General features: G+C 64.1%; 25 protein-coding genes, 1 tRNA gene and 3 pseudogenes. 21 read left to right on the top strand and 8 right to left on the bottom strand.

Features of this window, described 5'->3' with window-relative positions; genetic code table 11:
• The 3 genes from HHL25_RS14005 to HHL25_RS13995 all read left to right on the top strand — a co-directional run bounded on the left by HHL25_RS14005 (nt 1) and on the right by HHL25_RS13995 (nt 2,782).
• On the top strand, nt 1-1,014 hold the full coding sequence (locus HHL25_RS14005; RefSeq protein ID WP_169592004.1) for a type II secretion system F family protein: 1,014 nt from the start codon (nt 1-3) through the stop codon (nt 1,012-1,014).
• A gap of 13 nt (nt 1,015-1,027) precedes the next feature.
• Nucleotides 1,028-2,014: a type II secretion system F family protein gene (locus HHL25_RS14000; protein WP_169592003.1), complete on the top strand. Its 987-nt coding sequence runs from the start codon at nt 1,028-1,030 to the stop codon at nt 2,012-2,014.
• Nucleotides 2,015-2,137: 123 nt separating this feature from the next.
• The gene (locus HHL25_RS13995) at nt 2,138-2,782 is read left to right on the top strand and encodes a LysE family translocator (protein ID WP_169592000.1); all 645 of its coding nucleotides are present in this window, start codon (nt 2,138-2,140) and stop codon (nt 2,780-2,782) included.
• A gap of 21 nt (nt 2,783-2,803) precedes the next feature.
• Here the strand turns inward: HHL25_RS13995 and HHL25_RS13990 are convergent, their stop codons facing one another.
• On the bottom strand, nt 2,804-3,634 hold the full coding sequence (locus tag HHL25_RS13990) for a tetratricopeptide repeat protein (protein WP_169591997.1): 831 nt from the start codon (nt 3,632-3,634) through the stop codon (nt 2,804-2,806).
• Between the two features lie 144 nt (nt 3,635-3,778).
• Here HHL25_RS13990 and HHL25_RS13985 point away from each other — a divergent pair, with 144 nt between their 5' ends.
• From HHL25_RS13985 to HHL25_RS13970, 4 genes are all read left to right on the top strand, one after another.
• Entirely contained in the window at nt 3,779-5,170 is a 1,392-nt protein-coding gene (locus HHL25_RS13985) for a leucyl aminopeptidase family protein (RefSeq protein ID WP_169591994.1), read from the top strand.
• A 132-nt stretch (nt 5,171-5,302) separates the two neighbouring features.
• Nucleotides 5,303-5,653 carry a MarR family transcriptional regulator gene (locus HHL25_RS13980; protein WP_169591992.1) on the top strand — a complete coding sequence of 117 codons (351 nt, stop codon included), beginning with the start codon at nt 5,303-5,305 and terminating at the stop codon, nt 5,651-5,653.
• A 9-nt stretch (nt 5,654-5,662) separates the two neighbouring features.
• A complete protein-coding gene (locus tag HHL25_RS13975; protein ID WP_169591989.1) occupies nt 5,663-6,517 on the top strand; it encodes a C40 family peptidase in 855 nt (284 codons plus the stop codon).
• A gap of 78 nt (nt 6,518-6,595) precedes the next feature.
• Complete coding sequence (locus HHL25_RS13970) at nt 6,596-6,994, top strand: hypothetical protein (RefSeq protein WP_169591986.1); 399 nt, start codon at nt 6,596-6,598, stop codon at nt 6,992-6,994.
• 112 nt (nt 6,995-7,106) lie between these two features.
• Here the strand turns inward: HHL25_RS13970 and HHL25_RS13965 are convergent.
• Nucleotides 7,107-7,193: transfer RNA gene (locus HHL25_RS13965), tRNA-Leu, on the bottom strand.
• Between the two features lie 333 nt (nt 7,194-7,526).
• On the opposite strand from HHL25_RS13965, the gene HHL25_RS23635 reads away from it, so the two are divergent.
• Complete coding sequence (locus tag HHL25_RS23635; RefSeq protein ID WP_169591983.1) at nt 7,527-7,964, top strand: BA14K family protein; 438 nt, start codon at nt 7,527-7,529, stop codon at nt 7,962-7,964.
• Between the two features lie 50 nt (nt 7,965-8,014).
• On the opposite strand, the gene HHL25_RS13955 is transcribed toward HHL25_RS23635, so the two are convergent.
• Entirely contained in the window at nt 8,015-8,320 is a 306-nt protein-coding gene (locus tag HHL25_RS13955) for a SelT/SelW/SelH family protein (RefSeq protein ID WP_169591980.1), read from the bottom strand.
• A gap of 128 nt (nt 8,321-8,448) precedes the next feature.
• Between HHL25_RS13955 and HHL25_RS13950 the strand changes: the two genes are divergently transcribed.
• The 6 genes and pseudogenes from HHL25_RS13950 (at nt 8,449) to HHL25_RS13930 (ending at nt 12,027) form a co-directional block, all read left to right on the top strand.
• The gene (locus HHL25_RS13950) at nt 8,449-8,895 is read left to right on the top strand and encodes a DoxX family protein (RefSeq protein ID WP_169591977.1); all 447 of its coding nucleotides are present in this window, start codon (nt 8,449-8,451) and stop codon (nt 8,893-8,895) included.
• A gap of 111 nt (nt 8,896-9,006) precedes the next feature.
• On the top strand, nt 9,007-9,708 hold the full coding sequence (locus HHL25_RS13945) for a type 1 glutamine amidotransferase (protein WP_169591973.1): 702 nt from the start codon (nt 9,007-9,009) through the stop codon (nt 9,706-9,708).
• A gap of 51 nt (nt 9,709-9,759) precedes the next feature.
• Nucleotides 9,760-9,918: pseudogene (locus tag HHL25_RS23765) on the top strand (maltose acetyltransferase domain-containing protein); the annotation flags it as partial.
• A gap of 231 nt (nt 9,919-10,149) precedes the next feature.
• Nucleotides 10,150-10,299, top strand: a pseudogene (locus HHL25_RS23760) (DapH/DapD/GlmU-related protein); the annotation flags it as partial.
• A gap of 105 nt (nt 10,300-10,404) precedes the next feature.
• Entirely contained in the window at nt 10,405-10,980 is a 576-nt protein-coding gene (locus tag HHL25_RS13935) for a LysE family translocator (protein WP_169591966.1), read from the top strand.
• Nucleotides 10,981-11,535: 555 nt separating this feature from the next.
• A complete protein-coding gene (locus HHL25_RS13930; RefSeq protein WP_169591963.1) occupies nt 11,536-12,027 on the top strand; it encodes an acyl-CoA thioesterase in 492 nt (163 codons plus the stop codon).
• Between the two features lie 94 nt (nt 12,028-12,121).
• Here the strand turns inward: HHL25_RS13930 and HHL25_RS23755 are convergent, their stop codons facing one another.
• Nucleotides 12,122-12,496 carry a YegP family protein gene (locus HHL25_RS23755; RefSeq protein ID WP_169591959.1) on the bottom strand — a complete coding sequence of 125 codons (375 nt, stop codon included), beginning with the start codon at nt 12,494-12,496 and terminating at the stop codon, nt 12,122-12,124.
• Nucleotides 12,497-12,721: 225 nt separating this feature from the next.
• Here HHL25_RS23755 and HHL25_RS13920 point away from each other — a divergent pair, with 225 nt between their 5' ends.
• Nucleotides 12,722-13,720: a hypothetical protein gene (locus HHL25_RS13920; RefSeq protein ID WP_169591955.1), complete on the top strand. Its 999-nt coding sequence runs from the start codon at nt 12,722-12,724 to the stop codon at nt 13,718-13,720.
• A 183-nt stretch (nt 13,721-13,903) separates the two neighbouring features.
• Here the strand turns inward: HHL25_RS13920 and HHL25_RS23705 are convergent.
• From HHL25_RS23705 to HHL25_RS13900, 4 genes and pseudogenes are all read right to left on the bottom strand, one after another.
• A pseudogene (locus HHL25_RS23705) lies at nt 13,904-14,020 on the bottom strand (CcdB family protein); the annotation flags it as partial.
• Between the two features lie 38 nt (nt 14,021-14,058).
• Nucleotides 14,059-14,289 carry a type II toxin-antitoxin system CcdA family antitoxin gene (locus HHL25_RS13910; protein ID WP_390624516.1) on the bottom strand — a complete coding sequence of 77 codons (231 nt, stop codon included), beginning with the start codon at nt 14,287-14,289 and terminating at the stop codon, nt 14,059-14,061.
• Between the two features lie 58 nt (nt 14,290-14,347).
• Nucleotides 14,348-16,171 carry a translation elongation factor 4 gene (lepA, locus tag HHL25_RS13905; RefSeq protein WP_169591947.1) on the bottom strand — a complete coding sequence of 608 codons (1,824 nt, stop codon included), beginning with the start codon at nt 16,169-16,171 and terminating at the stop codon, nt 14,348-14,350.
• Nucleotides 16,172-16,266: 95 nt separating this feature from the next.
• Complete coding sequence (locus HHL25_RS13900) at nt 16,267-17,532, bottom strand: MFS transporter (protein WP_169591943.1); 1,266 nt, start codon at nt 17,530-17,532, stop codon at nt 16,267-16,269.
• Between the two features lie 258 nt (nt 17,533-17,790).
• On the opposite strand from HHL25_RS13900, the gene HHL25_RS13895 reads away from it, so the two are divergent.
• The 6 genes from HHL25_RS13895 (at nt 17,791) to HHL25_RS13870 (ending at nt 24,347) form a co-directional block, all read left to right on the top strand.
• Nucleotides 17,791-18,369: a helix-turn-helix domain-containing protein gene (locus HHL25_RS13895; protein ID WP_169591939.1), complete on the top strand. Its 579-nt coding sequence runs from the start codon at nt 17,791-17,793 to the stop codon at nt 18,367-18,369.
• Between the two features lie 22 nt (nt 18,370-18,391).
• Nucleotides 18,392-18,910, top strand: coding sequence for a GNAT family N-acetyltransferase (locus HHL25_RS13890; RefSeq protein ID WP_169591936.1), 519 nt, complete (start codon nt 18,392-18,394; stop codon nt 18,908-18,910).
• A 130-nt stretch (nt 18,911-19,040) separates the two neighbouring features.
• Nucleotides 19,041-19,427 carry a hypothetical protein gene (locus HHL25_RS13885; RefSeq protein ID WP_169591933.1) on the top strand — a complete coding sequence of 129 codons (387 nt, stop codon included), beginning with the start codon at nt 19,041-19,043 and terminating at the stop codon, nt 19,425-19,427.
• Nucleotides 19,428-19,565: 138 nt separating this feature from the next.
• The gene (locus HHL25_RS13880; protein ID WP_169592911.1) at nt 19,566-20,591 is read left to right on the top strand and encodes a histone deacetylase family protein; all 1,026 of its coding nucleotides are present in this window, start codon (nt 19,566-19,568) and stop codon (nt 20,589-20,591) included.
• Nucleotides 20,592-20,787: 196 nt separating this feature from the next.
• Entirely contained in the window at nt 20,788-22,791 is a 2,004-nt protein-coding gene (locus tag HHL25_RS13875; protein WP_169591929.1) for an SH3 domain-containing protein, read from the top strand.
• Nucleotides 22,788-24,347 (top strand): hypothetical protein, encoded by a 1,560-nt coding sequence (locus HHL25_RS13870; protein WP_169591926.1) that lies wholly within the window; start codon nt 22,788-22,790, stop codon nt 24,345-24,347. Before HHL25_RS13875 ends, HHL25_RS13870 begins: the two co-directional genes overlap by 4 nt.
• The last annotated feature ends 45 nt before the right edge of the window (nt 24,348-24,392 follow it).

The raw sequence follows: 24,392 nt of genomic DNA, 5'->3' as shown, positions 1-24,392 counted from the left end.
ATGTTCGGTTTTGATCCCACGGTGGTTGCCATCGTCGTGCTCGCCGCGATCGCGACGGGCGGGATCGCCTATGGCCTGCTCTATTCCCGCATTGAAGCCGACAAGAAGACCGAAAGCCGCATCAATCGCGTGAAGGCGGCCGAGACCGACCAGGTGAAGGTGAAAGCCGCCCGCGACCGCGTCCAGGAAATCTCCAAGCGACGCAAGTCGGTGCAGGATTCGCTGAAGGACCTGGAGCGCAAGCAGGAAGAGAAGAACAAGAAGATCGCCAGCGCCAGCCTCAAGTCGCGTCTTGTCCAGGCCGGTCTGCCCTTCACCCCCACGCATTTCTATGTGGCCAGCGTCGTTCTGGGCCTGGTCTTCATCATTGGCACCTTCGTACTCGGTCTGCCGTTGCTCGCCGTGCTCGGCGCGGGGTTCGTCGCCGGTCTCGGCCTGCCCCGCTGGATCCTCGGTTTCCTCATCGGCCGCCGGCAGAAGAAGTTCCTGGCGGAGCTTCCCAACTCGCTCGACGTCATGGTGCGTTCGATCCGCTCGGGCCTGCCTCTCAACGATGCCCTGCGCCTCATCGCCGCCGAGGGCCAGGAGCCGGTGAAGAGCGAGTTCCGCCGCGTGGTCGAATCGCAGCAGGTCGGCCTGAGCGTGCCCGAAGCCTGCCAGCGCATGATGCTCACCATGCCGCTCCAGGAAGTGAACTTCTTTTCGATCGTCATCGCCATCCAGTCGCAGGCTGGCGGCAACCTCTCGGAGGCCCTGTCGAACCTCGCCCGCGTCCTGCGCGAACGCAAGAAGATGCGCGCCAAGGTCAATGCACTCTCGATGGAAGCCAAGGCGTCTGCCGTCATCATCGGGGCGCTGCCGTTCATCGTGACGCTGCTCGTCTACCTGACGTCGCCCCAGTACATCATGCTGCTGTTCACGGATCCGCGTGGACATATGATTCTTGGTGCGTCGGGTATCTGGATGTCGATCGGCATCGTCGTCATGCGCAACATGATCAATTTCGATATCTAGGGGAGGACCGGGCATGTCGCAGGATCTGGCCGCCACACTGACCGACCCCGCTCTGGTCGTTGCGGCGCTTGTCGCCATCGCCGTCTTTGCCACGCTCTATACGATCGCAATTCCCTATCTGGAGCGGGGCGACCTCGGCAAGCGCATGCGCGCCGTCTCGACCGAACGCGATCAGATCCGCGCCCGCGAACGTGCCCGCATGAACGCCGAGAGCACCCATGGCAAGGCGAGCCTTCGCGCCACCAACAACCAGTCCGTCCGCCAGATCGTCGAGCGCTTCAACCTGCGCCAGGCGCTTGTCGACGACGCGACCATGGACAAGCTGAAGGCCGCCGGCTTCCGTTCGCAAAACGCTCTCAATATCTTCCTGGTCGCCCGCTTCCTGCTGCCGTTTCTGACCCTGACCTTGACGGGGCTCTGGATTTTCGCGCTCGGCAACATGGCGGAGAAACCCTTCGGCATCCGCCTTCTGGTGACCATCGTCGGCGGTTATGTCGGCTTTTACCTGCCGAACATCTATGTCTCGAACAAGATGACCAAACGCCAGCTGTCGATCCGTCGCGCCTGGCCGGACGCGCTCGATCTCATGCTGATCTGCGTCGAGTCGGGTATCTCGATCGAGGCGGCCATGCGGCGCGTGGCTGAAGAGATCGCCATTCAATCGCCGGAGCTCGCCGAGGAAATGGTCCTCACCACCGCCGAGCTTTCCTTCCTCCAGGACCGTCGCACGGCGCTGGAAAATCTCGGCACCCGTACCCAGCTCGACGGCGTGAAGGCCGTGACCCAGGCCCTGATCCAAGCCGAGCGCTACGGCACGCCGATCGCCCAGGCGCTGCGCGTGCTTGCCCAGGAAGGCCGTGACGAACGCATGAACGAGGCGGAAAAGAAGGCGGCCGCCCTGCCGCCCAAGCTCACGGTTCCGATGATCCTCTTCTTCCTGCCGGTGCTCGTCGCCGTCATTCTCGGTCCGGCCGGCATGCAGGTGGCCGATCGCTTCTAGGGCACTTCCGGCAAAGGGGTGACGCGGCTTTCCGTCCTGAAAAAGGCCCCATCCGCCGATTGCCGGTTGGACCAACTCAGCCTACACGTTTCCAATCCGTCTGTCGTTTCGGGGAACGTGCTGATGTCTTCCATCGTCATTCTGCTGAGCATTGTCGGCACCGTGCTTGTCGGTGCCGTGAGCCCGGGACCGAGTTTCGTGCTCGTCTCGCATACCGCGATCATTCGCTCCCGCCAGGCCGGCCTTGCCGCCGCGCTCGGCATGGGCATCGGCGGTGCGGTCTTCGCCCTGCTCGCGCTGGCCGGCCTCAACGCGCTTCTGATGCGGGTCGAATGGGCCTATCTGCTGTTCAAGTTGCTGGGGGGCGCCTATCTCGCTTATCTCGGCGTGCGCATCTGGCGGGGCGCCAGCCTGCCGCTTCCGCCGGAGCGCGGCGAGGGGAAAAAGCGCGGCGAGGGCGCCTGGAGGAGCTTCTTCCTCGGCGCGGCGACCCAGCTCAGCAATCCGAAGACGGCACTCGTCTATGGCAGCATCTTTGCAGCCTTCCTGCCGGCCTCGCCGGAAGCCTGGCTCTTCACCGCGCTGCCGCTTGCCGTCTTCCTGATCGAGGCGGGGTGGTATGCCGTGGTGGCTCTGGTCTTTTCCGCCGAACGCCCGCGCGCGGCCTATGGCCGGGCAAAACACGTCGTCGACCGCATCGCCGGCGCGGTGCTGGTCGGATTAGGCATCCGCCTGATCCTCGATGCCGTGCGCCTGCGGCCGGTCTGATCTTCCCACTGCACTGCCGGATCAGTTGGTGTTGTTGTCGCTCTTGTTTTCCTTGGAGGCGAGCTGTTTCCAGGAATTCTGCTGCTGGAGCATCGAGCGCAGATAGGCGACATTGGCGTCGGCCTGCTGCGGGTCGAGTTCCTGGCGGGCGATCTGCTCGGCTTCCTGGAAGCGGCCCTGCAGTCCCACCACCAGCGCCAGGTTCTGCCGGACGCGGCTGTCGGCGCCCGGCTGCTGAGAACCGCTGCGCAGATAGGTTTCGGCCGTCTTCAAGTCGCCCGAAAGCAGGTAGGACATGCCGAGATTGGAAAGGATGGTCGGCTCGTTCGGATTGATGTCGAGCGCCATCCGGTAGCGGTCGCGGGCCTCCTGCGAGCGGCCGAGCTGGTCGAGGACGGCGCCTTCCGCGGAATAGAGGCGCCAGTCGGGCCGGTCCGGGGTCTGGGCGCGGCCAATTGTGGCGAGCGCCTGTTCCAGCTGGCCAGCCGCAGCTTGCGCCTTGCCGAAAGCGGCGAGGACCTCGCGATCGGCCGGATTGGCGATCGCCACCTGCTGCATGACGGCAAGCGCCTGGGTGTTGCGCCCGGTCATCATCAGGATGTTGGCATAGGCAAGCCCGGTATTGCGGTCCTTCGGATTGCGTTCGTAGGCGCTGCCGATGCGCTCGGCGGCGCTTGCGAGTTCCGGCGCCGTCATCGATTCGACGGGCTTGGTCATCTTGGGGATCGATCCGGTGGTGAGCGTCTTGTCCTTCGTCGTCGAACACCCGGCAAGGGCCGCGGCTGCGACGAGGATGCAGACGCTGCCCATGAGACGGGCAGGGGAACCGGTGAATGCGTGCCGAAGAGCCATGTCGCTTGTCCTGGATCGGTGTGTGCGCCTCGGCGTCGTCCGGAAGGGCGAAGGCGGCGCAACCTCCGCTCAAGCAATAATCTGTTAACCCTAACGGAGCGTTAACAGCGCCAACCCGAGGTGATTCTCCGAAGAAGGCAGACCATGGTCCCCTACCAGTACATTGACCGTCCGACCCCGTTCAACACCAAGGGCGGCAAGACCCTGCCGGTCTTCGCCGTGACCCCGGCCCATATCGAGACCGGCACGATCGATCCGATCGCCCTCGACTGGGCCCGCAAGGTCGGTTTCAAGGCGGAGTCGGGTGCCCTGCTGCTGATCCCGACCGAGGACGGCCATCTCGGCGGAGCGCTTTTCGGCCTCGGCTCGAACCCCTCTGAAACACCGTTCCTCACCGGCAAGCTGGCGCGCACCCTGCCAGCCGGCGACTGGCATATCGAGACCGCGCCGCTGACGGCCAACCGACTGCTGCTCGGCTATGGCCTCGGTGCCTACAAGTTCACCCGCTACCGCACCGAAAAGCCGTCGGAACCAACCCTGCTCATCCCGCAGGACGCCGACGCGGCCGATATCAAGCGCCAGCTCGCCGGCGTCTACCTGGCGCGCGACCTGATCAACACGCCGACCAACGACATGGGTCCGGCCGATCTCGAAAAGGCGTTCCGTGCCCTTGCCGAGCACTACAAGGCCGAGGTCTCTGTGATCGTCGGCGACGGCCTGCTGGAACGCAATTTCCCGCTCGTGCACACGGTCGGCCGTGCCAGCGCCCAGGCGCCGCGTCTGCTTGAAATGCGCTGGGGCAAGAAGGGGCATCCCAAGGTCACGCTGGTTGGCAAGGGCGTCTGTTTCGACACCGGCGGCCTCGACATCAAGGGCGCCGCCAACATGCTCCTGATGAAGAAGGACATGGGCGGTGCGGCCAATGTCATGGGCCTTGCCCTGATGATCATGGATGCGAAGCTCAAGATCGACCTGCGCGTAATCGTGCCGGCCGTGGAAAATTCGATCGCCGGCAATGCCTACCGTCCGGGCGATGTCTATCGCAGCCGCAAGGGCCTGACCGTCCAGATCGACAACACCGATGCCGAGGGCCGGCTGATTCTGGCCGATGCGCTCGCCTATGCGGACGAGGAAGGACCGGATCTGCTGATCGACATGGCAACGCTGACGGGTGCCGCCCGCGTGGCGCTCGGTCCGGACTTGCCGCCCTTCTTCACCGACGACGAGGACCTTGCCCACGAACTGGTCGATGCGAGCCTCGAGACGGACGACCCGATGTGGCGTCTGCCGCTCTACCGCGGCTACGACAAGAACATCCGCGCCCAGATTGCCGACCTCACCAATTCGCCGAGCGGCGGCATGGCGGGCGCGATTACCGCGGCACTCTTCCTCAAGCGTTTCGTCGGCAAGTCGAAGAGCTGGGTTCATTTCGACATCTTCGGCTGGTCGCAGTCGGAACGCCCCCATTCGCCGGTCGGCGGAGAAGCCCAGGCGATCCGTGCGCTCTATCGTTTCCTGCGCTCTGGCGTGAAATGATGCCGATGCGCGGGGAGGGCGCTTGAGCACTCCCCGCGACGGCTGCAACAGTCCTTCGTCACACCTGACATGCTTGCATTGCGGCCGCGATTGCCGGAAAAGAAGAACGCAACCCCGTTTCCGGATCGGCCCATGAGTGTTGAACTGACCGCCAGCGAGGCCTTGGGCCTCTGGCACAAGGTGACGCTGCAGCAGGTGCAGGAAGACAAGCGCGACCTGACGCTGCGTCAGATGGCGATCCTTCTGCAGATCTATCTGGTGCCTCCGCCGCACACGGTGCGCGGGCTCGCCGCGACGCTCAACGTCACCAAGCCGGTCATTACCCGTGCCCTCGACACGATGGGCGAGATGGGACTGGTCGACCGCGTCCGCGACGAGCGCGACCGGCGCAACGTCGTCATCAAGCGTACCGTCGGAGGTGCGCTCTTCCTCGAGAAATTCGGCGACCTGGTCATCGACCAGGCCCGCAAGCTGACCTACTGAAAGAAAGCCATGCCTCTCGACCGCAGACTGAACGCCTTTCGTGACGACCTTGCCGACAAGGCGCTCGACGGACTTGTGAATGCCGCCCGCTTCGTCGAGGGCGGCCCCGCGCGGGTCGGCCTGCCGGTGGTCGGCCTTCGTGCGAAACCCGATGCCGCAGCCGGCATCGACACGGAGCTTCTGTTGGGCGAGGCCGTGACCGTCTTCGACCGCGCCGGCGGCTGGGCCTGGGTCAAGGCGGGCTCCGACGGCTATGTCGGTTACCTGCCGGAGACTGCGCTCAGCGTTGATGCGCCCGCCCCCACCCATCACGTCATCGTGCCCAGAACCTTCGTCTATCCGGGCGCCGACCTGCGCTTCCCCGTCGCCGCGACCCTTTCCATGGGAAGCCGTATCGCGGTGACCGGAGAAGCCGAGACCCGTGGCACGCGCTACTTCCTGCTCGCCGACGGCCGGGCCGTGGTGGCGAACCACTGCCTGCCGCTCGGCATCTATGCCACCGACGATTTTGTGGCGATCGCCAGCCGCTTCCTCGAAACGCCCTATCTGTGGGGCGGGCGCTCCGGTTTCGGCATCGATTGTTCCGGTCTCGTCCAGCTTGCCCTGCAGATGACCGGCCGCACGGCACCGCGGGATTCCGACATGCAGGCCGCCGGCCTGGGGGCCGAGATTGCCCGCGAGGAGCTTCGCCGCGGCGACCTCGTCTTCTGGAAGGGCCATGCCGGCATCATGGCAGACGAGCACACGCTGCTGCACGCCAACGGCCACACCATGACGGTCGCGCTCGAAGGCTTCGAAGCGGCGGTCGAACGGATCGGCTGGCTCTACCAATACCCGACCGGCTATCGCCGTCCCGTCCTTTGATCGGCGCGGCACTTGGTTCTGCCTGCGGGGCGCCCCATATGCAGACTGAACGCTGATCGGCATCCGGGAGTTTTGCACGTGGCATCAAGGACTGAACGACGGCTGCAAGGCGCCTCGAACCTCTCGCGGCTCCTCGGTTTCGCCGGTTTGCTTGGCGTGTTGCTCCTTTCCGCATCCGCGGTGCCGGCAGCCCAGAAGACGAAGTCGCCGGCGCTTCTGGTTCCACCGACCGCCGAGACCTTCCATGACCTGCCCGGCGTCAAGCCCGGAGCGAGCCCGTCCGACATGCAGTCATCCTATCGCTGCGATTCGGAGATCCGGACCCAGCGCAGCCGCGATGGCGTCCGCTTCCACGGTGACGGCATGCCGGTGCGTGTCTACCGTTGCACCCGCAATGGCGCCGTCTATGAGGGCCTCTCGCCACCGACGCCTTCCCGTGGTTGGTATCCCGGCGTCAACCCGCGCGCCATCGACTGAGGGGGCGCTTGCCTTCAAACGGATCGGCTGAATCTCAGGCAACAAAAAAGCCCGGCGAACCGGGCTTTTTGCTTTGCTTCAGGACCATCTGGGACGGTCTGAAACGGGAATTTGGTGCCCAGAAGAGGACTCGAACCTCCACACCCTTTCGGGTACCAGCACCTGAAGCTGGCGCGTCTACCAATTCCGCCATCTGGGCGACGAAGAGCCGTTTAAAGGGGCCGACTCCGGCTGTCAACCGGGTTTTTGAAGTTTTCGTGTCGAACCGTCTTCGACCCTTTGCAAACCCCGCTTTTTATCCTTGCGGAAGTCCCCGGAAGTGGGGATAGGATGAGCCAAGCGACAAGCCGGAACGCAGGCGAGGACGTCTTGGAATTGCCACGATCTCTAGGAAGATCAAGGGGATTTCGTCGTTTCGCATGATCCGTCGACCTTCGGGTCGAAGGCATCCGGGATGGCAGGTCGCGAAAACGCGGCGCAAGGGAGGATGGTCCTCCCGCTAGGCCGAATGCTCTATCTCCTGGAGGAGCGCATGAAAAAACTGGGCACATTTCTAATGAGCTCGCTGATCGGCCTTGGAAGCCTGCTCGGCGCTCAGGCAGAAGCCGCGACCGGGATCTCGCCGTCGCTTCGGCTGGCTGCGGAAACCTCCGACGTGGTGAACGTCGAGGTCTTCTGCGACCCCTATGGCTGCTACGACATCCGTCGACCGCCGCCGCCGCCGATCTATCGCCGGCCGCCGCCCCCGCCGCCGTGGGGAGCGCCTCCCGGATGGGATGACGGCTACCACCGGCCGCCGCCGCCGATCTACCGCCGGCCGCCTCCGCCGCCCCCGCCGGTCTATGGCGGGCGCAGCTGGGACCGGCATGTGCAGTGGTGCTTCAACCGCTACCGCTCGTACAATCCGGAGACCAACCGCTTCCTGTCGTCGAGCGGTTACTTCAAGATCTGCCGTTCGCCCTACTACTGAGCGACATCGGCAAAGGCTTCGGGCGGGGAGAGATCCCCGCCCTCTTCGTTTCAGTCTTCCTTTTCCGGTGCTGACGCATGCCGGTCGACATGGCCGAGATCGCGCTCCGGCTCGATCACGTCGCGCACCTTCTGCTTGAGTTCCTTGGGACCGGGAAAGCCGCCGTCGCGCTTGCGCTCCCAGATCAGTGCGCCATCCACACGGATCTCGAAATTGCCACCCGTTCCGGGCAGGAGCGCCACTTCGCCGAGGCTGTCGCCGAAGGTCTGCAGGAGCTCCTGGGCCATCCAGCCGGCCCTCAGAAGCCAGTTGCACTGGGTGCAGTAGAGAATGGTGATGCGTGGCTTGTCGTTCATGCCTCAGTTCCGTTCGTCTCAATCATCACGAAAAAGTCAACTGAATTTATCAGGTTATTATTGCCCGACGCTTGAGCCGTCGCGGTGACAAGGCGATGACGGGCGAGAAGCAAACAAGGAGTGATAGCATGTCCACCCCCGTCGACCGCAACCGTCTGATCGTTCCCGAGGTCGCACCGCTCTATTCCGCCGGCCACCAAAGCGTCGAGACGATCCTGAGGGTGGTTGCCGGCCTGCTCCTCGTCACTCACGGCTACGGAAAGATCATGAACCCGTTCGGTGCGGTCGGCATGGTCGAAAGCCTCGGCTTCTATCCCGGCGTTTTCTGGTCGCCGCTGCTTGCCGCGACGGAATTCTTCGGCGGCATCCTGGTGGCGATCGGCCTATTCACCCGCCCGGCCTCGCTTGCGGCGGCGATCGTTCTCCTCGTGACCGTCTATTCCCATAGTATCGTCAAGGCGGAAGGACTGGGTGGTGCCGAGAAGTCGATCCTCTGGACGACGATCTTCATCTTTTTCGCCATCCGTGGCGGAAACAGTCACTCGGTCGATGCGCGGTTGAAGAAGGTATTCTGAGGCCGGAGCGCAAAAGCATGCCGGTGGCGCCACAAGCGACGCCGCCGGCCCTTGAAGAGGATTTCCCGTCGTGGTCATCTCGTCGCCGAGCGAGTCGGCAAGGGACGGACAATGCGCGTAGCCATCATCGAAAACACCCGTTATTCGGACCCCGGTCAGGTGGGCGTGGCGCTCGCCGAGGCGGGGGCACGCATCGACACGATCCGCGCCTATGCCGGCGAACCGCTGCCGAATTCGGTCGAGGATTATGATGCGCTGGTCGTGCTCGGGGGCGAGCAGAATGCCCGCGACGACGAGAAGCATCCCTATCTTCCCGTGCTGGCCGAGCGCATGCGGGCCTTCGGCGAAGCCGACAAGGCGGTGCTCGGCATATGCCTTGGAAGCCAGATGCTCGCCCGCGCCTTCGGCGGCGACAACCTGATCGGCGCGGCCCCCGAATTCGGCTGGCAGGCGATCCGCCCGACGCAAGCCGGTCGAGCCGACCCCGTGCTTTCGGCGATCGCCGACGACAGCTTCCTGTCCTTCCAGTGGCATGACGACACCTTCACGCTGCCGCCGGAGGCCGTGCATCTCGCCGCCAATGACGCCGTTCACCACCAGGCCTTCCGTGTTGGTCGTGCAGCCTATGGCATGCAATTCCATTTCGAAGCGAACCGCGGCGTCGTCGAGGAATGGAACCGCATGTTCCCCGAACTGGTCGAGCGCAAGCATCCAGGATGGCTTTCCCGCCACCCCGAATACGCCGCTTCCCAAGGGCAGAAAGCCGATGCGGCGGGGCTTGCCATCGCCCGGGCCTGGGTGTCGCTGATCTGAGCCGGGCGCCGTCTCCGCTGCGCCGGCAACATTGTTTGGAAGGAGCCGGACATGGCGCCGAGCGAACGCGAGAAGATGGCGGCAGGCGAGTGGTACAGCTGCCTCGATGACGAACTCGACCGCCTGCGCGTCCTGGCGCGCGAAGCGGTGCACAGCCACAACACGCTCGCGCCGGCAGAGCGCGGTCAGGCCGCCCCGGCGCTGATCCGGTTGTTTGCCGGTTTCGGCGAAGGAGCCTTCATCGAAGCGCCGTTCCATTGCGGCTATGGCTTCAACATCACGCTCGCAGACCGCGTCTACCTGAATGCCGGCTGCGTCATTCTCGACAGTGCGCCGGTTATAATCGGCGCCGGCTCGATGCTCGGACCCGCGGTGCAGATCTATTGCGCCGAACACCACAAGGACCGGGCCAGCCGCGCGGCGGGGCTTGAAGTGGCCCGCCCCGTGACGATCGGCCGGGATGTGTGGATCGGCGGCGCGGCGGTGATCCTGGCCGGTGTTTCGATCGGCGACGGAGCGATCGTCGGGGCGGGGGCCGTGGTCACGCGCGACATTCCGGCGGGCGCGACGGTGGTCGGCAATCCGGCGCGTCCGGCAACACGGAAATGAAGCCTGCAGCCGGCCGAATTGACCGGGATCAAGTCGCTAGCGCCGGGCGAATGTATGGTGCAGGCGAACGGACCGCGGAGACATGACGTGAACCTTGCCGCCTTTGCCATCGCGCTTGCGCTTCTGCTTCTGACGCCGGGGCCGACCAATACGCTGCTGGCCGTGGCGGGGGCGTCGCAGGGCTTCCGTCGCGCCTGGCCGCTGATGGGCGTCGAACTCGCCGGCTACCTGACGACCATCGTTCCCCTCGTCACCTTTGCCGGCCCCTTCCTCGAAGGTCAGCCGGTGGTTTCGGATCTCGTCAAGCTGTGTTCCGCCGCCTGGGTCCTGGTCCTGGCGATCAGGCTCTGGACCGCTCCGGCACCAACGGCGGCCGACACCTGTATCAAGGGACGCTGCGTCTACTGGACGACGGTCATGAACCCGAAGGCGCTGATCATCGGGCTGGCGCTCATCCCGTCGGCGGGCATCGCAGAAACACTGCCCTATCTAGCCGTGCTCTGCATGACGATCGGCGTGGTGGCGAGCCTTTGGCTGGCGCTGGGATCGGCCGTCATCCGCGCCGTCAGCCATCGCCACCCCGCGCTCGTCGGCCGCGTCGCGGCCTGCTTCCTCGTCTTCTTCGCCATCAGCCTCGCCGGCAGGGCCGTCGGTCTCGTGTGACACGGCCGAGCAGGGCAGGGCGCGGTGCCTAAAATCCCTGGCTGAACGAAGGCCGATACTGTCCCGCAACCCCGCGCCGGCTCCGCCTCGCCGTGCCTCGCACTGCCTGGTGTATCCGAGGGCGGAACGGGGACGGGTATGCGCGGCGGAAATGGGCGGGGAAGAACGGGCGGGGGCGGTGTCGATTTTGTTGGAGGAACTGGCGGGGCTTCCCCGTGGTGGGGGATGGGAGAAGGGTGTCGGAGGAGAGTGCTTGCGGGCTTGTGCGTGGATCCTCGGGTCGAGGCCGAGGATGACGGAGTTTGTGGGAGGCACGGCGGCAAAGGACATGTAGGTGCTGGCTGCACGGGAAGCGATGTGGCATCGCCCCAAATTGTAGGTCGTCATCCTCGGGCCTGACCCGAGGATCTACGCACATGATCCACTTTCAGAGCTGAACCCTTGGTCCTGCCATCCGTCCACGGGCCAAGAACCGCCGGGCCCCATCCGCCCTCTTTTCACGGCCTCACGCCCACCCTAGACTGGCGCGACGGATCTCGTTGCAAAGGAAGACCCATGGATCGTGCCCATGACCCAAGCCAGCTCGAAATGGTCGTGCTGATGACGCCGGACATGGCGAATTTCTCCGGCAAGGTGCATGGCGGCGCGCTGCTCAACATTCTCGACCGGGTCGCCTATTCCTGTGCCTCACGCTTTTCCCAGCATTATGCGGTGACGCTTTCGGTTGATCAGGTGGTTTTTCGCCAGCCGATCCATGTGGGCGAACTGGTGACCTTCTCGGCTTCGGTCAACTTCGCCGGCCGCACCTCAATGGAAATCGGCATCCGCGTCGAGGCCGAGGATCTGCGAACCGGCGAGCGGCGGCACACCAATTCCTGTTATTTCACCATGGTGGCGGTCGACGCGGAGGGCAAGCCGACGCCGGTTCCTGAACTTGCGCTTGAAACAGACGTAAAACGCCGGCGCGCGCGCCAAGCCGATGTGCGCCGTACTCTGCGACGCGAATTCGAGGCCCGCTTCCGCGAGCTCAAGGAAGGCAATGACTGAGGGCCGGGACTGATCGGCGGAATGTCTCCGCACGGCTCAGGCGGTCGGTCTCGTGACCGGCCCGAAAGCCCATGCAGCGATCCGTTGAATAGGCTCAGGCGATGTCCGTCTCGTCTTCGACCGGAGCCTCGGGAGCATTCTTCTTGATGGATTCGGCGCAGTTTTTTGCGCTGGACTTCGACGAGTAGGTCTCGGACCGGACCATGATCTCGCCGTTCGATGCCCGGAAGCGGATGAAGGTTTCGCCGTTCTTCGCCTCATCGATTTCGAAGCGATAACCGCTGCCGGTTTCTTCCTTCGTCAGGTCGACAATGGCCGCGTCGGGGGCGTTCTTCTTGATCGAGTCGATGCAATTCTTGGCGCTTGCCTTGGAAGCGTAGTTTTCAGACCAGACCATGACTTCCGAATTGTAGACGAACTGGATGCGGAAAGCGCCCTTTTCATTCTTCAAGATCTTGAACTTGTGCATGTTTCCTCCTGATGCCGACGTCGGGGCTGATTTCGCCCGACAACTGTCAAGAATACTTAGAATGCAACTTGAGGAAGCGCAAGATGCATGGCTACGCGTCGATCGGTCGAATGCGATCCGTACGGTTAGGAGGCTGGAAAGCCTGTAACCACGCTTTCCCCTCTTCGTTAAGGCCTCGCTCAGTTTTGCCGGCCAGTGTCGCGCCGGAAACTGAAGAGGAAGATCATGCGGGCAATGATGAAGCAGGACGCAGCGAACACAAATTCCATCTGGGGAGTGCTGACGGGAATGGCGGGCGCGCTGGCGCTTCTTGCCGCCACGCCCGCCTTTGCCTGGACCCAGGCGGAAATCGATGCCGCGATCGCCACAATCGACACGCCGGAAGCCCGGCTTTGCCCCGAATCGAACGGCTCGAAGCTCGAGCTTCCCTACGAGATCAAGGACATCAACGGCGATGCCATCGACGAGCTCATCGTCCATCAGCAGGCGAGCGGCGCTGCCAGCTGTTTCGGGCATGCCGGCTCTGAAATCAGCCTGCTGATTTCCGACGGCAAGGGCGGCTGGACCGACGCCTTCGGTTTCCCGGGTTCCGATCTCGCCTTCCATCCGCGCACTGACAGCGACTGGCCGGATGTCGAGATCCTCGGCCCTGGTTTCTGCTTTCCCGTCTGGCGTTACCATGAGGGCAGCTACGGCATCTGGCGCACCTGCGAGGACGGAAAGCTCGTCTATGCCGAGGGACTGCGCGACAAAGCCGTGCCGAGTGGTGGTGGGAAGGCGAAGCCGTCAAGCCATTCGGGCGGAAACGGCATCGGCACGCTCTCTCCGGTCGAGGTGATCGACGTCGCCTCCCTCGATGGCATTCCCTATGACCACAACGGCTCCATCATGATCGTCGATGGCGCGAAGGGCGTCATCGTCTATGATCGACCCAAGAACTCGATCGCCGGCACCGTGAAGCGCGGCACAGTGCTCTTCCGCGGCAAGCCCTGGGACATGAACAATCCCGACGGCGCCCTGATCGACGGCGTCGCCCATACCTTCAAGAAGGGATGCGACGCGACCGAATATCCCGTGCGCGGCCGCTACCACGTCATGTACGGCATGTCTCAGTTCACGCTGGAAGGAGCGGCCCCGATCCGCTCCAAGATCAATTGCGACATCACCAGCCACTCCATGGCCAGCGGCAATGCCAGACTGAAGTTCGATATCGCCTGGGATTGAGGGACGTTGCGCGCGAACGGCGGGTGTTGAACGACGCCCGTCAGAAGCCCTGAAAGAGGAAATTTGTGGTGGCGGTGATGTCATCGGCCTTGTCGGATAGATCGGCGACCTGTTCGCCGATTTCGCTTGGGGGGCCGCTGCCATCCGTTGTGTCGCCATGACATGAAGCTGACCGTCGACGACAAATCGGGGCGTGAGCCGGGATATCGACCAGGACATGTCACTCACAGCGACCAGCGGCGCGATGACCCTGGAGGGGAGATCATCGAGAAGGTTTGATTGAAGATCGACGACCAGCATGTTCCCGGCCTTGAGCCGGTAGACATGGAAGCGTTCCATCAGAACTGCCAATAATTCGCCAGCGGCAGGCCATGTTTCTCGATGTATTCTTTCTCCGCTCGGATCGCGTGGGCATTCTCGATCCGCCAGCGCCGTTCCTTTTCAGCCTCTATCGCCTGCGCGATACCGTCTTCGGCGGCATGCGACACGTCGATCGAAAAATCGCAGGCTTCCGCGATCAGTGACTGATCAAGTATAACTGCGACAGTCTTTCTCGGCTGGGAAGCGATGGCCATCTCCGGTGCAACAGGGCCAAGAATAAGCCCTGCTGGTCCGGACGGAAAGCCCTCACTCGTCGCTCATCTTGAGCGCGGCAATGAACGCTTCCTGCGGGATCTCGACCTTGCCGAACTGGCGCATGCGCTTCTTGCCGGCCTTCTGCTTGTCCAAGAGCTTGCGCTTGCGGGATGCGTCGCCGCCGTAGCACTTGGCGGTCACGTCCTTGCGGAGTGCCGAGATGGTTTCGCGGGCGATCACGTTGCCGCCGATTGCGGCCTGGATCGGGATCTTGAACATGTGCTTCGGGATCAGCTCCTTGAGCTTTTCGCACATGTCGCGGCCGCGCTTTTCCGCCGCCGAGCGGTGGACCAGCATGGAGAGCGCATCGACAGGCTCGCCATTGACCAGGATCGACATCTTGACGAGATTGCCTTCCTGATAGCCGTTCAGGTGGTAATCGAACGAGGCATAGCCCTTGGAGATCGACTTCAGGCGGTCATAGAAATCGAACACCACTTCGTTGAGCGGCAACTCGTAGGTCAGCATGGCGCGCTTGCCGACATAGGTGAGTTCGGTCTGGATGCCGCGGCGGTCCTGGCAGAGCTTCAGGATGCCGCCGAGATAGTCGTCCGGGGTGAGGATCGTCGCCTTGATCCAAGGCTCGCGGATTTCCGCGATCTTGACGACGTCCGGCATGTCGGCCGGATTGTGCAGCTCGCGCTCCGTGCCGTCGGTCATGGTCAGCTGATAGACGACCGAGGGGGCCGTGGCGATCAGGTCGAGGTCGAATTCGCGCTCGAGACGTTCCTGGATGATCTCGAGGTGCAGCAGGCCGAGGAAGCCGCAGCGGAAGCCGAAGCCGAGGGCCGCCGACGATTCCATTTCGAACGAGAAGGAGGCGTCGTTGAGGCGCAGCTTGCCCATGGCGGCGCGCAGGTCCTCGAAATCGGCCGCATCGACCGGGAAGAGGCCGCAGAACACCACCGGCTGCGCCGGCTTGAAGCCGGGAAGGGCTTCTGCGGTCGGGCGCTTGTCCTCGGTGATCGTGTCGCCGACGCGGGTGTCGGCCACTTCCTTGATCGAGCCGGTGAAGAAGCCGATCTCGCCCGGGCCGAGGCTGTCGACGGCCACCATCTTCGGCGTCAGGATGCCGACACGTTCGACCTGGTACTTGGCGTCGGTGCCCATCATGCGGATGGTCTGCCCCTTGGAGAGCACGCCGTCGATGACGCGCACCAGAACCATGACGCCGAGATAGGTATCGTACCAGCTGTCGACGAGCAGCGCCTTCAAGGGGGCCTTCTCGCCGCCCGGGCTTTTCGGCGGGGGCAGCTTGTGGACGATCGCTTCGAGCACGTCGGGAATGCCCAGGCCCGTCTTGGCCGAGATCAGCACGGCTTCTGAAGCGTCGATGCCGATCACTTCCTCGATCTGTTCCTTGATGCGATCGGGTTCCGCCGCCGGCAGGTCGATCTTGTTGAGGACGGTGACGATCTCGTGGTTGTTGTCGATCGCCTGGTAGACGTTGGCGAGCGTCTGCGCCTCGACGCCCTGGGATGCGTCGACGACGAGCAGCGAGCCCTCGCAGGCAGACAGCGATCGCGACACCTCATAGGCGAAGTCGACGTGGCCGGGGGTGTCGATCAGGTTCAGCACATAGGTGTCGCCGTCATTGGCCTTGTAGTGCAGGCGCACCGTCTGGGCCTTGATGGTGATGCCGCGTTCCCGCTCGATGTCCATCGAGTCGAGCACCTGTTCCGACATCTCGCGTTCGGCAAGGCCGCCGGTCGTCTGGATCAGGCGGTCGGCGAGCGTCGACTTTCCGTGGTCGATATGCGCGACGATCGAGAAGTTGCGGATATGGTCGAGGGGGGTGCGGTTCTCTGTGCTCATGGCTTGCGCATATAGCAGCGGCGGTTGAGCCCGCAAAGCGGAAAGAAAGGGTTTTGTTCACCCTGACCGCCGGAAACTGTGGCTTTCGGGCCGCTCTAGAGGGTCGTGTCCGCCCGCTCGTTGTCCGGATCGGTGATCACGGTCGCGTTGGGAAGCTGGGCGCTCAGCATTTCGAAGCCCTCCCGCTCTGCGGGCGGAACCGCTTCGCGCCCCTTGAGCCGCAGCAGCACGAAGCCGCCATAGGCGACCGCGAGGCCCATGGCCGCAAAGATGAACGTCTGCGGGCCGAAGACCGGGGTGATGAGCGTGACGCCGAGCGGCATCAGCGTCGCGGATGTCGACCAGGCGACGAGAAGCGTGGAGGACAACGGCACGAAGTCCTGCGGCGCCGTGCGGTCGTTGGCATGGGCATTGGCGATCGAATAGACGGATTCGACGGCGCCGGCCCAGATCGCATAGACGACCATCAGCAGCAGCAAATTCGAGAACGAGACGAAGAGTGCGGCCACCGCCATCACGCCGATCAGCCCGCAGGCGATGATCAGCACCAGCCGGCGGTCGATCCGGTCCGACAGCGTGCCGAGCGGATACTGGATGAACAGCATGCCGAGCTGCATGACGAACATCAGCATCGCAATGTCCGACTGCGACACGGCGTTTTCCGCCGCGTATATCGGCGTGAAGCCCTGGACCATCATCGAGAAGCCGCCGGCCGCCAGCACGCCGACGAAGCCGACCGGAGAGTTGCGCCAGGCCATCCTGATATCGACGCTGACGCTTGCCGGGGCGGGTGGTGTGGGGAGGCGTGTGAGGCTGATCGGCAGGATGGCGATGGCGGTGAAGAAGATGGTGACGAGCGGCGCAAGATTGCCCTCCGCCGGCATCTGCCCGAAGCCCCAGGCGCCGGCGCCGAGACCGATGACGAAGGCCATGTAGAAGAACGACATCGCCTTGCCGCGCCAGGCATTCGAGGCGGCGTGGTTGATCCAGCTCTGGGCGATGATGAAATTCGTGTTGCCGGCCGCACCGTAGAGCGTGCGGCCGACGATCCACAGGATAGGGTTGACGCCGAGGGCGATCAGGAAGGCGCCGAGGATGACGAGCGCCATCGACGCCGCGAAGAGCCGCGCATGGCCGACGCGGCGGATGAGCGGGCCGGCGACGACGCAGCCGACGAGCCCGCCGAAGGCTACCGCCGTGATCGCACCGCCGGCCGCCCAGGAGGGGCTGTCGGAGCGCGACAGGACGAAGGGGATATAGGCCGACATCACCCCGTTTCCGAGCGCGACCGCAGTCATGGACAGGACGATGCTGGCGACGGAGAGTGGCGAATTGGTCGTCGTCACGGTCTGCGTCGTCATCGAGTGATCCTGGAAAAGGCTACCGCGCCGAAAGAGCCGCGCTGGTGGTTGAGATTGTCTGCCCTTCCTGGCGGGCCGGTCGAAGCGACTTTTCTAGCCGAACGGCAACGGCTGCGATAGCGTGCACGCGACGTCATTCCGCAGTTTCCGGCGGGGCGCAAGACAGGTTTCCGATCAAGCAACGGGCATGGACTCGGCTGCCTGGACGCAACTGCCATCGGTCTTGACTCCATTATACGATTACGCAATTCTACAATAATGGAATTTGACGACGAAAACCTTGCTCACCGCATTGGTGCCCGCCTCGGCACGTTGCGCGCCGAGCGCAGCCTGACGCTGGACGGGCTCGCCGAGCTGTCGGGCGTCAGCCGGGCGATGATCTCGAGGGTGGAGCGCGGCGAGGCGAGCCCGACGGCGGCGCTTCTGGCGCGGCTCTGCTCGGCGCTCGGTGTCTCGCTTTCTGTGTTCTTCGCGGCCGGCGGGGCGGAGGTGTCGCCGCTGGCGAGGCGGGCCGACCAGCCGGTCTGGCGCGATCCGGAAAGCGGCTACCTGCGCCGGGTGGTTGCGCCGGGCGGAACGGGCAGCCGCGTCGATGTCGTCGAAGTGGAGTTCCCGGCCGGTGCCGAGGTGCGCTTTCCCGGCCAGCAGGCGAGCCGCAGCCAGTGGCAGCATGTCTGGCTGTTCGAAGGTGAGATGGACCTGACCGTCGGCGAGACGGTGCACCGGCTTCTGCCGGGCGACTGCCTCTTCATGAATGTCGGCGACGTCCACGGGTTTCGCAATCCGACGGACAAGCCGGCCCGCTATGCGGTGATCATCGATCTCGGCCACCGCTGAACCCGTCTGCCCTGGAGCTTCCATGACCGCCATCCGCATGCTGAACGAACAACAGACCCTCGCCGTCTTGCCCGACCTCTGCGACGTGCTCGCGGACTGCGTCGAGGGCGGAGCCTCAGTTGGCTTCATGTCTCCCTTCACGCCGGCGGATGCCGTGCCCTTCTGGCAGGGCGTGGCCGCCGCCGTCGGGCGCGGCGAGGTGCTGCTCTTTGTCGCCGAGACCGAAGGCCGGATCGACGGAACCGTGCAGATCGGCTTCGCCCTGAAGCCCAACCAGCCGCATCGCGCCGATCTGATGAAGCTGCTCGTCCACCGCCGGGCGCGGGGCCGTGGTCTTTCCCGGCCGCTGATGGAAACGGCCGAAGCCGAAGCCGCCCGCCGGGGCCGCAGCCTGCTGGTGCTCGACACCGCGACCGGCGAGCCGGCCGAGCGGATCTACGAAAAGCTCGGCTGGAGCCGCAGCGGCGTCATTCCGGATTACGCGCTCTTCCCCGACGGCCGCTACTGCGACACCACGGTCTTCTACAAGCGGATCCGCTGAGGTCGGGCGACGCAGTTCTCCCGGAAAAGGTTCACGCCGGTGCGCATCCGCCCCCCTTGTCGTCCGGTCGCCCCATGCTAGGCTGTCGGTGGTTCGCGCCTGCGGACCGCTGACAACCGGGGGTTCATTCATGTCGTCTTTCCTTGCTGCGTCGCGCCGCGCCGCCGTCCTTGCTCTTGTTGCTGGAACCGTTGCCGGTGCCGCAATGCCGGCCCTTGCCGCTGATGTGACCTTCATCATGCGCAACAGCCATCCGAATGCCGTCGAGGTCGAACTCTACAGCCAGGACCGCGAGCATGTCTGGCCGGGCGGCAACGAGGTCTTCTATCTCGACGACGGCGAGACCAAGGAGATCCCGCTGTCGTGCAACGAGGGCGAGCAGATCTGCTATGGCGCCTGGGTTTCTGGCGACAAGGGCAGCTACTGGGGCACCGGCCCGGACAATGGCGAAACCTGCACGGACTGCTGCTACACCTGCGAGGGCGGCCAGACCGAGGAAATCAATCTCGTCGAATGACGGAAGGCGGTGCCGCGACTGGCACTTCATGCCCGAAGATATTTGGTCGTTTGACCTAAAACAGGCCCGCTCCGTCTTGCGGAGCGGCCGGCGATGACGCTAGGTTTTCCCGACAAGAACACAGGGGACGTAACCGACATGCGTGTCATCTATTCCGAAGACCACAAGCTGAGAGATGCCAAGACCGAGCTGCATGGCGGCCTGCTGGTCAAGCCTTTCGAGGGGCCGTTCCGGGCCGAGTGGATCCTGGCGGCCGTCAAGGAAGCAGGCTTCTCCGACGTCGTGGCGCCCCGCGATCACGGGCTTGCCACCGCATTGAAGGTGCATGGCGCCGACTATCTCGAATTCCTGCGCACCTGCTGGGACCGCTGGACCGCGATGGGCTTCAAGGGCGAGGCCATCCCGACCGCCTTTGCCTATCGCCGAAGCCGCAACCGTGTCCCGAACAATATCGACGGGGCCGTGGGCTATTACGCCAACTCGGTCGAGACGGCGATTTCCAAGGGCACCTACGAGGCGGCGCTCGCCTCGATGAATGTCGCGACCTCCGGCGCCGACTGGCTGCACGAGGGCAACCGCTTCGCCTTCTCGCTCTGCCGCCCGCCGGGCCATCACGCCGGCATCGATCTGTTCGGCGGCTATTGCTTCATCAACAACGCGGCGGTCGCGGCCCAGCGTCTGCTTGACCACGGCGCGAAGAAGGTCGCGATCCTCGATGTCGACTTCCATCACGGCAACGGGACGCAGGACATCACCTACAATCGCGGCGACATCTTCTTCGCCTCGCTGCATGGCGATCCGGTCGATGCCTTCCCCTATTTCCTCGGTTATGCCGACGAGACGGGTGAAGGCGAGGGCGAGTGGCTGAACGCCAACTACCCGATGCCGGCCGGCACGCCCTGGGAGGTGTGGTCCGCCGCACTGCAAGACTCGCTCAAACGGATCGCGGCCTTCGGCGCCGAGGCGATCGTTTTGTCGCTCGGAGTCGATACCTTCGAGCAGGACCCGATCAGCTTCTTCAAGCTCAAGTCGCCGGACTATATCCGCATGGGCGAGATGATCGCCGCGAGCGGCCTGCCGATCCTGACCGTCATGGAAGGTGGTTACGGTGTCCCCGAAATCGGCCTCAATGTCGCGAACGTCTTGAAGGGCCTCGAGGCCTGAGCCTCGGGGACATCGTGCGCGTCCGATCCAAGCTCCTGATGTCGGGCCGGTTTTCCGCCCTCGACAGTTGACTTCAATCAATCGTCTCCGGCCGAGAAGGCGCATAGTGACTTCGGATTGTCGGGGAGACTTGCCGGAATGTCGTTCCCTGTCCGCTGATCGCGGACGGCGCATGTTCCGGACTGAAGGGGACATGATGGATTGGCAACGTATCTTCTGGCTCGCGGCCTTTCTGGGAGCGTCGCTTACGGCGGCGCCGGTGAATGCCGATTATGTCGGCGGGCTCAATCCGGCCGGCGATAATTTCCTGGCCTTGCGTACCGGCCCCGGTTCGCGCTTTCCGATGATCCTGCCGATGGGGCCGGGGACTTTCCTGACCGTGGTCGGCCGCGATGGCCGCTGGCTGAATGTCGAGCTGGAGGATGGCACCCGCGGCTGGGCCTATGACGCTTATGTCGTCGGCGGCGCCGCACCCGACGACGGCTCTGCAGACGAACCGTTGGACAGGGTAGCCGCCGAGCCGCCGCCACCTGCCAGGGTGTTGCCGGATGAGCCGGCGGCTGACATCGGTGGGGAGGCGCCGTCCTCGTCTGCTGATGCGAGGCCAGGGTATACGAAGACGTCCGCCACCGTGTCCGCCGGAACGACGGCAGCCCCCGCAGCGAGCAACTGGATCACTTACCGCAACGACCGCTTCGGAACCCGCATCGACTATTCCGCCCCCTTTTTCGAGATGCTGCCGCCGCCGGAGAACGACGACGGGCGGAGCTTCGAGGCGCGTGACGGCTCGGCCCGCTTCATGGTTTTCGCCTCTCACAACGTGTTCGACAGCTCGCTCGACGAACTGATTGAGGAAAATCTCGCAGGCCTCGGCGAGGGGGAGAAGGTCACGCAGAAGCGTCGGGGCGAGGACTGGTATCTGCATTCCGGCTTCCGCGGCGATGATTTCTTCCTCCGCAAGGTCTTGCTGAGCGATGCCGGGGCGGTGATCCACACGTTCGAGATCAGCTATGCCAAAAGCCTGAAGGCGAAGCTCGACCCGGTGGCCGCCCGCATGGCGCAGTCGCTGCGGGCCGGGGACGAGCCTGTGGAAAGCAAAAGCGAGAAACCGACGACGAATGCCTCCGGGTTGCAGGGTGCCCCTTCCCCCGGGGCGACGGACGACGATGGCAAGGCGCCTTCGGTGACGGTGGGCCAGGGTTGGAAATCGCATGATTTCGACGGGTTCGCCCTGAAGGCTCCAGGAGACTGGAAGGCGTCGGTCGACGGCGACACGCTCGTGCTCAAGGCTCCCGACGGCAAGCGAAGCCTGATGGTCTGGTGGTGGTTCCCCGACGAACCGCTGCTCGGCTATTCCGACATCGTCTCCAACCACAAGATCAAGGTGGCCGGTGAGCCGGCCTTGTGGATACATTCAAAATTCGAGGGCGTCGAAACGCTGAGTGTGACCCTCGACGAGGGGCGAGCCGACAAGAAGCGGCTGCATTTTCTTTTCGAGGCGACCGGCGGTCTCCGCCTCGGCGGCGGAGAACCCGACTTCGACCGCATCCTCCAGAGCGTGACGATCGATGGGCAGGAAGGTAAGGCCGGAGCGGAAGACAGCGGAGAGCCGCTGATCGTCCCTCGATCGGACGGCGAGGAGCCCGTAACCCCGAATGCCACGACCGAGGATGTCTCGACGGTCGATGAAGACGCGGCCGACGAGGGGGGCATTGAGGACGAGGAGCGTCGGGCTTGGGTTGGTCGTATCTCGGTTACGGTGCCGAGCGGCTGGAAGGTTACACCGGACGAGAACATCGCCGGCGGCATCGTCATGACCCGGCCGGACGAAGGCGCACAGATCGCCTTGTCCCTCTGGCCGGAAGACAGGCCGATGCCGAGCGCTGAGGTGACGTCGCTCGACTATACCGTCATGCTGGGGCGGCCGGCGACCGTTCTGGAACTGAGCGAGGGGCGCATGCGCGCCCGGCAGATCTTCTTCGATGAACCGCGCGGTGGCGGTGCACGCTTGGCGCTCGCCTACCGGGCCTTCGGTGAAGAACTGGGCGACGGCCTTCCTTTGTTCGAAATGGTGCTGGCGAGCCTGGACGAGACTTTCGCTCCGCCCGAGGACGTCGAGTCTCCCGTTGTCGCACCGGCAGCTGGCAGCGATCCTTTCGCCGATATCGATCTGAGCGACCTGGAGGTGAACCCGAGATGAGACCGCTGCGACCCTTCGATTTTCGGGCCATGATCCTCGCCGGTACCTTCGCGCTCTCATCTGTGGCGGCTGCCATTGCTCAGGCGCCGACTACATGGCAGGAGGATGCCAAGAAGGCCGCACTCGACTATGCCGACCAGCAAGCCAAGGACGTGGTGAAATCGCAGTCGCAGGCGGCGATTGTTGCGCTCTATAAGAAGCTCTACAAGTCGGGTGCAAACAAGACCCTCGTGCGACAGCTCGGCACGGTGGCGCTTTCGGCCAACGAAATCAACAAATTCGCCGAGAACGCTGCAGACGCCCTGACCAGCGGCGACCCGGAAAAGGCCAAGGCCGCCTCCAACGAGGTCGCGGTCGCGCTCGGCAAGACGCTGGCCAACGGGATCAAGGATCCGGCACTGCGCCAGCAGATGGCCGGAGCGCTCGGCAATATCGACAAGGTCAACGAAGCGGCTGACGTGCTCGGCAAGGCAGCCGGCGGCGACCCGCAGGCGGCCTATGAGTATCTCGGCCGTGCCTTCATCGCCGCGACACCCGCCGCCGCCGCCTTCACTGCAGTCGAGACGGCGGCTGGCGTGGTCTCCTATGCCAAGGGCAAGTTTGTCGACAGCACCATCGAAGAACTTTACCAGGAATACGCCAAGGGCGACGAACATACCCGCGAGGTGATCCGCGAACGGTTGGAAACCCTGCCGATCTACGCCTCGGTCATTCGCGACCGTAAGATCGAACTCGCCGACCAGCGGGCGGACGATATCGCCCAGGCGACGGCCGAGCCCAGCGACGCGGTTCGCGAGCGGTTGACGGAGACCAGCGACGGTGAAGTCATCGACGACATCTTCCAGACCTTCGCCGCGCGCACCAAGAAGGAGCAGTCTGCCGCCGTCGCGGAAAAGGCTCGCGCCGATGCACAGGCCGAAGCCGGCCTGATGATGGAGGCGCTGGATTCCGCGGCCTATGGCAAATACGGGCGGGATTGGTGGACCAAGCACCCCTACAATCTCGAACGCTTCACCCAGCTGATCCGCGACAAGCTGAAGAAGGACGGTGTGCTCGATCCGCACAATGCAGTTCACATCAAAGCCATGGCGAATCTGCTGTCGACCGGGCTGGTTCATGGCACGAACTCGAAGGAGTACCAGGACCAGCTGGCCAAGTTCGAGGAGTACCGCACCAACGTTGCGGGCCATAGTGGCCTGACCGTTGAGCCGCAGGCGGCCACCGCGGATCTTGCCGGCCAGTATAGCGGCCGCATTTCAGGTCAGGCATCCGGATCGATGAGCCTCGTCGTATCCGGCGCATCGGTTTCCGGCTCCATTTCCGGTGCCTTTGAAGGCGACGCCTTTACCGCGCGGTTTTCCGGTTCTCTCAACGGTGACGGTTCGTTCACTGCACCGACCACGGGGGTCTTGCAAGGCAAGCTGTACAAAGAGGTCAAACCTTATCCTTTCAACGGCACGGTGAGCGGCAGGGTCGACGGGCGTTCGGGTGCAGGCCAGTGGTCGGGCAGGAACAAGTGGGGCGGCGGCAGTGGCAGCTGGCAGGTGACCAAATAGGGCGCAGGGCGTGGCCGCGCTTTACCCGGTGACGAGGAGTTGAAC

This window comes from Rhizobium terricola (assembly GCF_012927355.1).
In the GTDB taxonomy this organism is placed as follows: Bacteria; Pseudomonadota; Alphaproteobacteria; order Rhizobiales; family Rhizobiaceae; genus Allorhizobium; species Allorhizobium terricola.
The sequence above is the reverse complement of the archived record's forward strand: the minus strand, read 5'-3'. Positions and strand labels throughout refer to the sequence as shown.

Bases quoted from the DNA above. Each gene is read 5' to 3' on its own strand.
- HHL25_RS13990 (WP_169591997.1), bottom strand. From the start codon at position 3,634: ATGGCTCTTCGGCACGCATTCACCGGTTCCCCTGCCCGTCTCATGGGC.
- HHL25_RS13890 (WP_169591936.1), top strand. From the start codon at position 18,392: ATGACCGCCATCCGCATGCTGAACGAACAACAGACCCTCGCCGTCTTG.
- HHL25_RS13900 (WP_169591943.1), bottom strand. From the start codon at position 17,532: ATGACGACGCAGACCGTGACGACGACCAATTCGCCACTCTCCGTCGCC.
- HHL25_RS13930 (WP_169591963.1), top strand. From the start codon at position 11,536: ATGGATCGTGCCCATGACCCAAGCCAGCTCGAAATGGTCGTGCTGATG.
- HHL25_RS13945 (WP_169591973.1), top strand. From the start codon at position 9,007: ATGCGCGTAGCCATCATCGAAAACACCCGTTATTCGGACCCCGGTCAG.
- HHL25_RS13955 (WP_169591980.1), bottom strand. From the start codon at position 8,320: ATGAACGACAAGCCACGCATCACCATTCTCTACTGCACCCAGTGCAAC.
- HHL25_RS13870 (WP_169591926.1), top strand. From the start codon at position 22,788: ATGAGACCGCTGCGACCCTTCGATTTTCGGGCCATGATCCTCGCCGGT.
- HHL25_RS13975 (WP_169591989.1), top strand. From the start codon at position 5,663: ATGCCTCTCGACCGCAGACTGAACGCCTTTCGTGACGACCTTGCCGAC.
- HHL25_RS13980 (WP_169591992.1), top strand. From the start codon at position 5,303: ATGAGTGTTGAACTGACCGCCAGCGAGGCCTTGGGCCTCTGGCACAAG.
- HHL25_RS13920 (WP_169591955.1), top strand. From the start codon at position 12,722: ATGCGGGCAATGATGAAGCAGGACGCAGCGAACACAAATTCCATCTGG.
- HHL25_RS13875 (WP_169591929.1), top strand. From the start codon at position 20,788: ATGGATTGGCAACGTATCTTCTGGCTCGCGGCCTTTCTGGGAGCGTCG.
- HHL25_RS13985 (WP_169591994.1), top strand. From the start codon at position 3,779: ATGGTCCCCTACCAGTACATTGACCGTCCGACCCCGTTCAACACCAAG.
- HHL25_RS13950 (WP_169591977.1), top strand. From the start codon at position 8,449: ATGTCCACCCCCGTCGACCGCAACCGTCTGATCGTTCCCGAGGTCGCA.
- lepA (WP_169591947.1), bottom strand. From the start codon at position 16,171: ATGAGCACAGAGAACCGCACCCCCCTCGACCATATCCGCAACTTCTCG.
- HHL25_RS14005 (WP_169592004.1), top strand. From the start codon at position 1: ATGTTCGGTTTTGATCCCACGGTGGTTGCCATCGTCGTGCTCGCCGCG.
- HHL25_RS13885 (WP_169591933.1), top strand. From the start codon at position 19,041: ATGTCGTCTTTCCTTGCTGCGTCGCGCCGCGCCGCCGTCCTTGCTCTT.
- HHL25_RS14000 (WP_169592003.1), top strand. From the start codon at position 1,028: ATGTCGCAGGATCTGGCCGCCACACTGACCGACCCCGCTCTGGTCGTT.
- HHL25_RS23635 (WP_169591983.1), top strand. From the start codon at position 7,527: ATGAAAAAACTGGGCACATTTCTAATGAGCTCGCTGATCGGCCTTGGA.
- HHL25_RS13880 (WP_169592911.1), top strand. From the start codon at position 19,566: ATGCGTGTCATCTATTCCGAAGACCACAAGCTGAGAGATGCCAAGACC.
- HHL25_RS13995 (WP_169592000.1), top strand. From the start codon at position 2,138: ATGTCTTCCATCGTCATTCTGCTGAGCATTGTCGGCACCGTGCTTGTC.
- HHL25_RS13895 (WP_169591939.1), top strand. From the start codon at position 17,791: ATGGAATTTGACGACGAAAACCTTGCTCACCGCATTGGTGCCCGCCTC.
- HHL25_RS23755 (WP_169591959.1), bottom strand. From the start codon at position 12,496: ATGCACAAGTTCAAGATCTTGAAGAATGAAAAGGGCGCTTTCCGCATC.